Annotated in this window: 9 protein-coding genes; 5 read left to right on the top strand and 4 right to left on the bottom strand. The window is 36.6% G+C overall.

The features are described 5' to 3' along the window. Window positions 1-208 precede the first annotated feature (208 nt). Window positions 209-1,846 (top strand): IS1634 family transposase, encoded by a 1,638-nt coding sequence (locus DB42_RS09095; protein WP_080502822.1) that lies wholly within the window; start codon window positions 209-211, stop codon window positions 1,844-1,846. Window positions 1,847-2,017: 171 nt separating this feature from the next. On the opposite strand, the gene DB42_RS09090 is transcribed toward DB42_RS09095, so the two are convergent. Continuing rightward, window positions 2,018-2,437 carry a hypothetical protein gene (locus DB42_RS09090; RefSeq protein WP_044882689.1) on the bottom strand — a complete coding sequence of 140 codons (420 nt, stop codon included), beginning with the start codon at window positions 2,435-2,437 and terminating at the stop codon, window positions 2,018-2,020. Window positions 2,438-2,723: 286 nt separating this feature from the next. On the opposite strand from DB42_RS09090, the gene DB42_RS09080 reads away from it, so the two are divergent. The 3 genes from DB42_RS09080 to DB42_RS09070 all read left to right on the top strand — a co-directional run bounded on the left by DB42_RS09080 (window position 2,724) and on the right by DB42_RS09070 (window position 5,405). Next, entirely contained in the window at window positions 2,724-3,917 is a 1,194-nt protein-coding gene (locus DB42_RS09080; protein WP_162180777.1) for a D-alanyl-D-alanine carboxypeptidase family protein, read from the top strand. 604 nt (window positions 3,918-4,521) lie between these two features. Further along, the gene (locus DB42_RS09075; RefSeq protein ID WP_044882684.1) at window positions 4,522-4,929 is read left to right on the top strand and encodes a hypothetical protein; all 408 of its coding nucleotides are present in this window, start codon (window positions 4,522-4,524) and stop codon (window positions 4,927-4,929) included. Window positions 4,930-4,991: 62 nt separating this feature from the next. Further along, window positions 4,992-5,405 carry a hypothetical protein gene (locus DB42_RS09070; protein ID WP_039383764.1) on the top strand — a complete coding sequence of 138 codons (414 nt, stop codon included), beginning with the start codon at window positions 4,992-4,994 and terminating at the stop codon, window positions 5,403-5,405. Here DB42_RS09070 and rsmA read toward each other — a convergent pair. The 3 genes from rsmA to DB42_RS09055 all read right to left on the bottom strand — a co-directional run bounded on the left by rsmA (window position 5,389) and on the right by DB42_RS09055 (window position 8,667). Continuing rightward, window positions 5,389-6,237: a 16S rRNA (adenine(1518)-N(6)/adenine(1519)-N(6))-dimethyltransferase RsmA gene (gene rsmA, locus DB42_RS09065; protein WP_044882687.1), complete on the bottom strand. Its 849-nt coding sequence runs from the start codon at window positions 6,235-6,237 to the stop codon at window positions 5,389-5,391. The two genes, DB42_RS09070 and rsmA, sit on opposite strands and share 17 nt — an antisense overlap. Before the next feature lie 102 nt (window positions 6,238-6,339). Further along, window positions 6,340-7,422, bottom strand: a complete 1,083-nt coding sequence (locus DB42_RS09060; protein ID WP_052436105.1) for a hypothetical protein — start codon at window positions 7,420-7,422, stop codon at window positions 6,340-6,342. Between the two features lie 117 nt (window positions 7,423-7,539). Then, a complete protein-coding gene (locus tag DB42_RS09055; RefSeq protein ID WP_044882682.1) occupies window positions 7,540-8,667 on the bottom strand; it encodes an RsmB/NOP family class I SAM-dependent RNA methyltransferase in 1,128 nt (375 codons plus the stop codon). A gap of 493 nt (window positions 8,668-9,160) precedes the next feature. Here DB42_RS09055 and DB42_RS09050 point away from each other — a divergent pair. Then, a partial coding sequence (locus DB42_RS09050) for an ISAs1 family transposase (RefSeq protein WP_044882681.1) occupies window positions 9,161-9,712 on the top strand: 552 nt, incomplete at its 3' end.

The following is a 9,712-nucleotide window of genomic DNA, read 5'->3' as shown; positions in this document are numbered from 1 at the left end:
TATTTAGCTAATGTTAGATAAACGATTGAAAAAGGTTTTTTTATCTTTTAGCCGATATTTTAACTTGGATACAAAAATAGAGGGCTCCTGAGTTTGGCACTTCTATTTTATAAGTTGTTGATTTTCAAATAGATAAGTTTTTAATAAGATTCTGTAGTGGCAACTATCTCATATATTTGTTTGAAAATAAATCAAAAAAATATAAAATATGAGTATGTTTATCAAGAAGACTCGCTCAAAAAATTTTGTTTATCTTAGTTTAGTAAAAACTTTCCGAGAGAATGGAAAAGTTAAACACCGAACCATTGCACAATTGGGGCGATTAGATCGTCTTCTTCAAAAAGGCGTACTTAGCCGCCTTTGCGAATCATTAAAAGGTTTAGGAGCATCTCCTGCAAATATTCCCACCATAAAAGAGATAGAGCGCATCAATTGGGGAGCAGAATTTATTTATAGGCATATCTGGAAGCAATATGGAATGGATGCAATCTTAGATACTGTTTTTGGATCGACCAAAGTAGAATTCGATTACAAAGAGGTCATTTTTCTAGAAGTCATTTCACGATTGATGGCTCCCTCTAGCAAACTTCAAGTTTATCTCAAGCAAAATCGATTTTTTGGAACCCCTGAAATCCCTCTTCATCATATTTACCAAGTTTTAGATTACCTTTCATCTTTTCAAAAAGAAATAGAGAATTTAATTTTTCTAAAGCATGTCGATCGCTTTGGAATGAAGGTGGATGCCGTTTTTTATGATGTCACTCCTCTTTATTTTGAAGGAACTTTGCCGGATAGTCTAAGAGATTTTGGATTCAGTAAAGATGCTAAATTCGGGGAAATGCAAGTTGTTGTAGGAATGTTGGTTGATCAAGAGGGGCACCCCATAGCTTTAGGAATATTTCCTGGAACCACCTTTGAAAGTAAAACATTAGAAGAGGCGCTCAAAACCCTGCAAGAAAGATTCAAAATTCAGCACGTCATGGTTGTTGCTGATAGAGGCATTAACTCAAAGCTAAATCTAAAAAGAATTAAGGATCGAGAATATGATTATCTTGTGGGATGCAGATTAAAGAGTTTAAATAAAAGCTTGCAAAAACAAATATTAGATATTGAGAAATACCAGACCATTCATGAAAGCGATGGAAACATTTTGAAATATCGAGAAATCGAGTTTGATAATGTTGTCGAATATGTAGAAGACAACAAGAAGAAGCAACAGATTTTGAAGGAAAAAATTATTTGCACGTGGAGCTTAAAGAGAGCAGAAAAAGATCGAAAAGATAGAGAGCGATTAATTCACAAAGCCAGAGAGATGTTAGATCAGGGTACAGCTTCTTTAGAATCGCAAAAAGGCGCTAAAAGATATCTAAAAAATGAAAAAAAACAAGCATCCTCGCTAGGATTAGATCTAGAAAAAATTAATGAAGATAAGCAATGGGATGGATTTTATGGAATTCAGATTTCAAAGCAGAGTATGAAAAAAGAAGAGAGCCTTTCTAGCTATCATCGGCTATGGAAAATGGAAGAGTCTTTCCGGGTCATGAAACATTCTTTGGAAATTAGGTCCATCTGCTTATCCAGCCCAGAAAAAGTCAGAGGACATATCGTGCTTTGTTTCCTTGCCTTTGTTATGCATCGTAATTTAGAGATCGCCCTAATTAGAAAAGGAACAGATCATACTGTTGAAAAAATAAGGGAGGCTATTAGCGAATTAGAAGCTTCTCTATTAGAAGTAAATGGGAAGCCTATCTTGCTAAGAACACCAGCAAAAGGATTATCTAAAGAAATTCTTCAATCCTTAAAGCTTAAACATCCAGGGGAAATGGTAATAGATGGGTTGTTATAAATGAGCGTTAGTTCAATGTAGCGTAGTGGCAATATTGCCATCGTTCGAAATAACGAACATTGATAATCAACGTTTTAAGTCCAACAAGTGTCAAAGCCAGGAAAAATAGAGGCTACAGGCTTTTAATTTATTTAAATCTTTATAAAGCATCCTTCTAAGGGGAAAAGAATATTATTTAATTTTTTTTAAATACTCCTCGTTTTCTTGAATCTCATACAAAAACTTTTCCAATACTCGTAAAACAGTACGGGAAGTATTATATACACCTGCTGCGCTAAATATCAGTTCAAGTTTAGGACCTTCAGGATAATTTAAAGCAATTACAGTGTAAGTTAAAGGAATCTGATGAGCATTTTCAGGGACTATCCACACGACAAAATCTTCATTGATAAGAGTAAGTTTTCCGCTGGATTCTATCAATTGAAAGTAACGTGTAAGCGATTGATCTTTATTCCATGGGGAATGGAAGTAAAGCAATTTCATATGGTGTAAAAGCGATAGGTTAACAGGAATAAGCAATTCAGAAGAAGCCAAGGTAATATTTTTATAAAATTCTTTAAATTTTTCTTCTATTAGAGCTAAATTATGCATGGCCATACTCTCCCTATTAAGGATAGAAGCTAAATTTTATTTTAATTTGCACTTCTATTCAGATGAACGGGTCTATTTAATAAGTGTTATCTTAAGCAAGTGGCGGGCCAACCTAATAAAAAGGATCAAAAAAGTTGAAAAATGGCTTTGAATTTAGAATTAGAAGAGTGTAAATTGTAAAGCCGAAAGCTCTTAAGGGGTGGTAAGCTAAAGGTATAAGCGGGTAATCTGCTTTTTTAGAACTAACTTGCAACAAGTTAAGTGAAAAATAGGGAGGACTATGTTTTTGCAAAGATTGTACTTAGGACTTTTGCTTTTTTTAGGAATAGGATCGCTTAGCGCAGAAAAGTTTGAGGTGAGCGTCGAATCAGAAGCGGCAATTTTAATTGATGTAAACAGTGGAGCTATCTTATATGAAAAAAATGCTCACACTCTTAACTATCCTGCTAGTATTACTAAGATAGCTACTACTCTTTATGCTCTTGATCAAAAAGGCCATCAACTTTCAGAAATTGTGACCGCAGATGCAGAAGCTATTGCTTCAATTTCTGAGCAAGCTAAGAAAAAATCTAATTATACTGCTCCTTCTCACTGGATTGAATATGCAAGTACCCATATAGGGATTAAAAAAGACGAAAAGTTTACCTTAAAAGAACTCTTATACGGCATAATGGTGGCTTCAGCCAATGATGCCGCGAATGTAGTGGCTCAACATGTGGCAGGAAATATTCCCCTGTTTATGCATGGTTTAAACGGATTTATCAAAAGTTTAGGTTGCCAAAATACGCATTTTACTAATCCTCATGGATTGCATCATCCTAAACATCAAACTACTCCTTATGACATGGCTCTCCTCACACGCGAGGCCATGAAGAATTCTATCTTTCGTGAACTCGCTGCCGCACCAAAATTTATTCGTCCCAAAACTAATAAACAAGAACCGGTTGTTATCTTGCAAAAGAATCGTTTATTACGTAGAGGAGACTACTATTATCCGCAGGCAATTGGGGTTAAAACAGGTTATACTTCCATTGCACGCCATACTTTAGTAGCCGCAGCAAAAAAGGATGGACGTGAGTTGCTAGCGGTCTTAATGAAGTGTAATGAGGGAGGGCAGATTTATCGAGATGCTATCCATCTTTTTGAAGCAGCATTTAATGAAGAACAAGAGGAAATGATCATCCTTGAGAAGGGACCTCAAAAATACATCTACTCTTTAAAAGGTGCTGACAGGTCTTTAAAAACTTTTATAAAATCCCGTTTAAGTTTTAAGTACTATCCTTCTGAAGAACCTGTGGTAAAATGCTATCTGCAAGGGCATTCATTAAAATTACCTATTGTTAAAGGGCAACAAGTTGGCGAAGTTTACTTGCAAGTTAATGGCCAGCAGGTCGAAAAAGTAGCCCTGTATGCTGAACATGAGGTTCAACAAACCTGGATGGAGTGGTTGAAAAGTATCTTTAAAATTACAAAGGAATAGATCTTTAGTTTTAATAAAATTTATTAAAGAGATAAATAAAGTTATTTATAAAAAGAAAAAAAACTTTTCTTGCTAATAATGAGAAAATGAATGAGAATGTACTCTTTTAATTTATAAGATTAAGGACCAATTATAAGTTGTGAGCAAGGGTTTCCTTATACCGAGCACCTTTCATAGCTTAAATTTTTGAAAACTAATCTTGGAAGAAGGGTACCTAGGATTTGTAAACAGGCCAAATGGAAAGGAAGACTTTATTGCTGTATTCAATTAGCCTGTTCTCCATTGACGACACCATTTAAGGTAAGAGAGTTAGCGTGATAGCCCTGCTGGCTGCCATGCTAATGAACATGATAACAATAAATACAGGAGAGATCTTTAGAAAAAGCGTATGCTTAAAGATTGAAATAAAGGCCTAGATATTATGTTCATACTTCCAGGCTATCTTCTTGCTTTGGTTCTTTGTCCAATAAATAATAGGGAAGCCTCTTAGAATATGCTAATTTGCAGGAATCATTAACTCCGCTAAAGCTTTTCCTACCAAATAAGTTAGAAATAATGATAATAATAATGTAATTTGTTCCATCAAAAACTTAAAGGATTTTTTATGAATTTACCAGACACATTTACAGTAACTAATAAGAGCTTAAAGCCTTTTAGAAACGATTTTGGAAAAAAGATACCTAGTACTTATAAACAGGCCAACTGGAAAGGAAGACTTTACTGTTGTATTCAATTAGCATGTTCTCCATTGACGATACCCCTTAAAATAGTTAGCAGAGTTAACCAGATAGCAGGGTTGGCTACCGTGTTAATGCTCGCAATTATAAAACGCGCAGAACAGACCCTCAAGAGAAAACATACGGCTAAAAATTGGGATGGAGAGCGAAAGGTGGTGTTAGCACTTACAGACTGCCTTCTTGCTTTAGCCCTTTGCCCAATAACTATTGGAGCCTCTAGAATGCGCTACTTTGTAGGAATCATTAACCCCGCTAAAGCTTTTCCTACCAAATAAGTTAGAAATAATAATAATAATAATAATGTAATTTATTCCATCAAAAATTTAAAGGATTTTTTATGAGTTTTGTATACCCATTTCCAGCAACTGCTAAGAGTTTAAAACCTTTCACAGACGATTTTGGAAGAAGAGTGCCTAGTACATATAAACAGGCCAACTGGAAAGGAAGACTTTACTGTTGTATTCAATTAGCGTGTTCTCCACTGACGGTCCCTCTTAAAATAGTTAAGAAAGCTGGCGAAATAGCCGTGACGGCTGTGTTGTTGATGGACATGCTTATAAAACGTGGAGAAGACTTCCTCAAGAAAAAGCCTGCACTTAAAGATTGGAAAGATGAGCGAGAAATGGCGTTAGCACTTACAGACTGCCTTCTTGCTTTAGCCCTTTGCCCCCTAACTATTGGAGCCTCTAGAATACGCTACTTTGTAGGAATCATTAACCCAACTAGAGCTTTTCCTAAACGCTATTATTAAGTTTTCGATATAGATGCATAAAATCTTCTAAAGAGAGCTCTTCAGGACGTGATTTTACATCGCGTCCAATTTGCAGCAGGGCTTGCGAGACAGCCTGGCTGCAATAGAGCTCTTTTAATGAGGTGCGCATCATTTTACGTCTTTGCCCAAAAGCTGTGCGGGTCATTTTAAAGAAATCCTCTTCGTTAGCAACGAAGGGTGGTTGATGTAGATCTAAAGTGACTACTGCCGAATCTACATTAGGAATAGGATGAAAACAACCTCTACGTACCATGAAGGCATAGCGGGGAGTAGAATAATAATTTAAGAAAACGGTAAAAGAACTATATTCGCTTGTGCCTGGCTGAGCTGTAAATCGGCGTGCCACTTCTTCTTGAACCATAACTACAACCTTAGAAACGTAGGGATAAAGCTTAACCAGTTGAATTAAGATAGGGGTTGTCAAATGATAAGGGAGATTGCCCACAATAATAGCTTTTTGCCCCGGTTTTAAAATTTCCAGTAATTTTTCCCTCAAAGGGAATTCCAATACATCTTCACAAAATATTTCTAATCTATTTGACTCTGTTTGTAAGCGCTGCAAGGCTTGAGCCATTACAGGATCTTTTTCTATCGTTAATAATTGAGAGCCATGCTTTATTATTTCTTCTGAGAGACAGCCTGGCCCTGGACCAATTTCTACGACTATATCATGAGGGGAGAGAGCCGCGTAAGCCACAATTTTGCGAGTAATGTTTCCATCGATAAGAAAGTTTTGAGAAAGACCCTTTTTAGGACTTACGCCCAAATTATTTAGGAAATGATGCAGTTCACTAGGGCGATATATAGGCATAATTTTAAATTTTCCTTCTCTATTGAAACGTAACAGATTTTCAAAATAGGCAGATCTGTTTGCTTTGTAGGTCGCAAGCATTCCAGGATAATTATGCTAAAGCTAAATTTTAGAGCTTAGTATAAAGGGTTCAAAAGCAGCTTGATCAGTTTTAGGGGTATAAAAATCTTGTACAGAGAAACGTTTGCGAATATTTTTTAGGTAAGCTTCAGTCTCTTGAGCAATAGCTTCCTCTATAAGCCTATCTTTAATTTTGAGTTCTACCTCTTTAAAGGTAGGAGTTCCACCTTTTATCCAATTTTTAAGCACAAAAATACGAAAAAAAGAGCTGTTCTTATCTGCTCGATTTTTTTGAGCAATTGGCTGGCTATGTGAATGGGGTGTCATTTTTGTTAAAATGGCTTTATAGGCTTCCGAGATGTCTTTTTCTGGTAAAGTGTATTCTTCAGAGACATTAATTTGTGTGTTGTCAAAATGAGAGTTTGCCTTAACGTAAGTCGATAATTTTTCCAACGCTATATGCTCGTTCAATGCCTGGTAAGTTAAATGAGCAGCTTCAGCGCTTCTAGCTGCATCCGGATCACGGATAGAGATAACATTATATTGCCAAGTATTTGGTTTGAGGTTGGCAGGATCATTAGCAAACTCCTCGTACGCTAAACGAACAGCTTGAGGCGTTACTTTTTTTAATGCTTTGGCATTTACTCTTAAGTAAATCATCCTGCGGATAGTAATGTCTCCCTGGACAATTTTTTGTGCTTCTTCATACGATAGACCAATTTTATCCAAATTGTTGATAATATGAGGCCCAAATAGGCTCTCCATTTCTTGGCGAATATCACCGTTGCTTACAAGAAGTTTATTCTCGCTAGCATCAGCTAATACTAATTCTTTATTAACCAATTCATCTAGCACATGCTTCCAATTAACTTTGTAAAATTGATAGCGTGCTTGAGTAGAGGAGGTGTAATCAGGAAATTCACGATAGAAAAGAACATCCATTTTTTTCATTACATCTAAAACAGAAATAGCTGTGCCATTCACCTTGGCTAAAATACGATTATTTACCACTAAAGCCGAGCTATCTTCTTTGCCTAAAAAAGCAGCGTTTCCCTCAGCTTGTAAAAGAGCGGCAAGACAACCATAGATTAGCGCAGAAAAAAATAAAATTTTTTGTTTCTTCATGATTTAAAAGGGGGTTGGTAATTAGTGAGGATTAATTCTATCATCTATGCCATCTATAAGATCTTAGCTGCAGAAAAAAGGCTTGTTAGATGGCCAACGGCTATCACTATAAACGATTTAAAACTTCAAAACAACTCCAAAAAAGCCATCCATTCCTCCAAGCGATGGAAAAGATTGAAATATTTGATTTTCTACCTTTAAATGATAGTTCTTAATGAAGTGTTTAAGTTGATATTCGTTTTCTTGGGATAAGAGGCTACACGTTCCATAAATAATACGGCCGTCCGGTTTCATAAAACTGAGAGCTTTTTCAAAAATTGTTCTTTGCTGGCCTATCAGCATCTTTAGCCCTTCTATTTCAAATCTCCATTTCATATCAGGATTGCGACGTAGCGTGCCTGTTCCCGAGCAAGGCGCATCCACCAGCACCCAATCCATTTTTTTCTTTAATTTTTTAAGTTTGGGATCGTTGGCTTGCATAATTTGCCCATTGTGGATGCCTGCGCGCTTCAAACGTTTTTTTGCTTGTTGCAAGGCATAAGAACGTATATCATGTAAGAAAATTTGTCCTTTATTTTGCATGGAAGGAGCCAAGGCTAAGGTTTTACCGCCAGAGCCTGCACAAAAATCCATCACTAGCTGACCTGGCTGGCATTGCACAAGATTGGCAAGGAGTTGGCTTCCTTCATCCTGCACTTCAAATAGGCCGGCTTGAAACTCTGGAATCGCAAGGAAGTTAATCCTTTGAAGAAAATTAATAGCATGGGAAGAAGTCAAACAGGAGCTAACCTCATATTTATCTTGTAAGAGCTCTAAAAGTTTATCACGGGTAGCTTTAAGGGTGTTTGCTCTTATAGTCGTCGGGGCAGGAGTATTGCTTATAAGGCATAATTCTGAAGCTCGCAAAGCCCCGTAACTTTCTACTAAAATATTATAAAGTGAATCTGGGAAGCTAACTCTTATAGCGGCAGGAATGCTTGGATTATTTTGATGGCTTTGCCAGTCAAAGTAAGGCAATAGAGCCACACGTTTGTTCCAGTCAGGAGACTCTTGAATTAAATAATCGATAAGGCGTATCCATCGAATTAAAAAATAGGCGTTTTCAGCAATAAAGGCGCGGTCTTTAGAGCCCAGAGCTTTATGAGAGCGGAAATAGCTATTTATAAAGGCATCTAAAGGAAGATTTTGCTCGTCATATGCACTAAGGAGCTGAAGAAGATGATAAGCACGAAAAGATTGTTTCATAAAACAAGGCTATATAAAAAAGTGGAAAAAGGTTAACCTTTTAAAGTATATTTTATCTGTATTTAATAATTTTAAAAAATTATAAGCTAAACCTTTATAAAGCGGCAAGGAAGAAAAAATGCACACATGTTTCCTTCCTATTTGGAAGGGTAATTGAAAAGTTAGTCTCCCTTACCTAACTTCTCTATCTTTGCTGTCTGAAAAGATAATAAAATTTATAGAAGCGGCGCAAAGTGCATGGCCTTGCTAGGATCTCTTACGATTAGCTAGCTTTTTGCCCGGTAGGTTGTAAAAAAGCTTTGTTTTTTACCTACGTAAGCGGCTTGTCAACAAGAATACGGTTGTCCATAAAAAAAGGAATGCTTCTTCTGCGCTAGTTATGTTAACTAAAAGCTAGTTTTTAACGGCCTTCCTACAGGGAAATTGCATGAAGATTTAAGTTGACAAAGCAAGGGGTATAATTATCATTCTTTTCCTTAAAAAGGAGGAATGAATGAATACTCATAAACCCAATAGTGTTTTTGCTGTATTTAAGGATCTGGAAGATCCAAGGAAGCAAAGAAACCAAATCTATAGTTTGTTTGATATTGTTACGATTAGCATTTTGGCGGTTTTATGCGGTGCAGATGATTGGGCAACAATCCATTTATGGGCATCTTGCAATTTACCTTGGCTGCAAGAGCATGGAATTTGCTTAGCAGGCGTGCCATCGCATGATACTTTAGGAAGATTTTTCCGCTATGTATCTGCCTCGAATTTTGAAAGATGTTTTGTACAATGGACCCAAAATATTGCTGGAGCCATTAAAGGAGTGATTGCTATAGATGGCAAAACATTAAGAGGCTCTTATGATGCAGCTCGTGAAGGAAAAGCAATTCACATGGTTAGTGCCTTTGCAGCAGAGAATAAGCTAATACTTGGCCAGCTTGCTACGGACACAAAATCAAACGAAATAACTGCCATTCCCTTGTTATTGAATATGCTTGATATCAAAGGAGCTACGGTTACCATAGATGCAGCTGGATGTCAAAAAGAGATAGCCAGA

The sequence above is a fragment of the Neochlamydia sp. EPS4 genome (assembly GCF_000813665.1).
GTDB lineage: Bacteria > Chlamydiota > Chlamydiia > Chlamydiales > Parachlamydiaceae > Neochlamydia.
This window is presented reverse-complemented; position numbering and strand designations above follow the sequence as displayed.

What these genes read in the sequence shown, in the direction of transcription:
- DB42_RS09055 (WP_044882682.1), bottom strand. Translation starts at nt 8,667, where the DNA reads ATGAAACAATCTTTTCGTGCTTATCATCTTCTTCAGCTCCTTAGTGCA.
- DB42_RS09070 (WP_039383764.1), top strand. Translation starts at nt 4,992, where the DNA reads ATGAGTTTTGTATACCCATTTCCAGCAACTGCTAAGAGTTTAAAACCT.
- DB42_RS09090 (WP_044882689.1), bottom strand. Translation starts at nt 2,437, where the DNA reads ATGCATAATTTAGCTCTAATAGAAGAAAAATTTAAAGAATTTTATAAA.
- DB42_RS09060 (WP_052436105.1), bottom strand. Translation starts at nt 7,422, where the DNA reads ATGAAGAAACAAAAAATTTTATTTTTTTCTGCGCTAATCTATGGTTGT.
- DB42_RS09075 (WP_044882684.1), top strand. Translation starts at nt 4,522, where the DNA reads ATGAATTTACCAGACACATTTACAGTAACTAATAAGAGCTTAAAGCCT.
- rsmA (WP_044882687.1), bottom strand. Translation starts at nt 6,237, where the DNA reads ATGCCTATATATCGCCCTAGTGAACTGCATCATTTCCTAAATAATTTG.
- DB42_RS09095 (WP_080502822.1), top strand. Translation starts at nt 209, where the DNA reads ATGAGTATGTTTATCAAGAAGACTCGCTCAAAAAATTTTGTTTATCTT.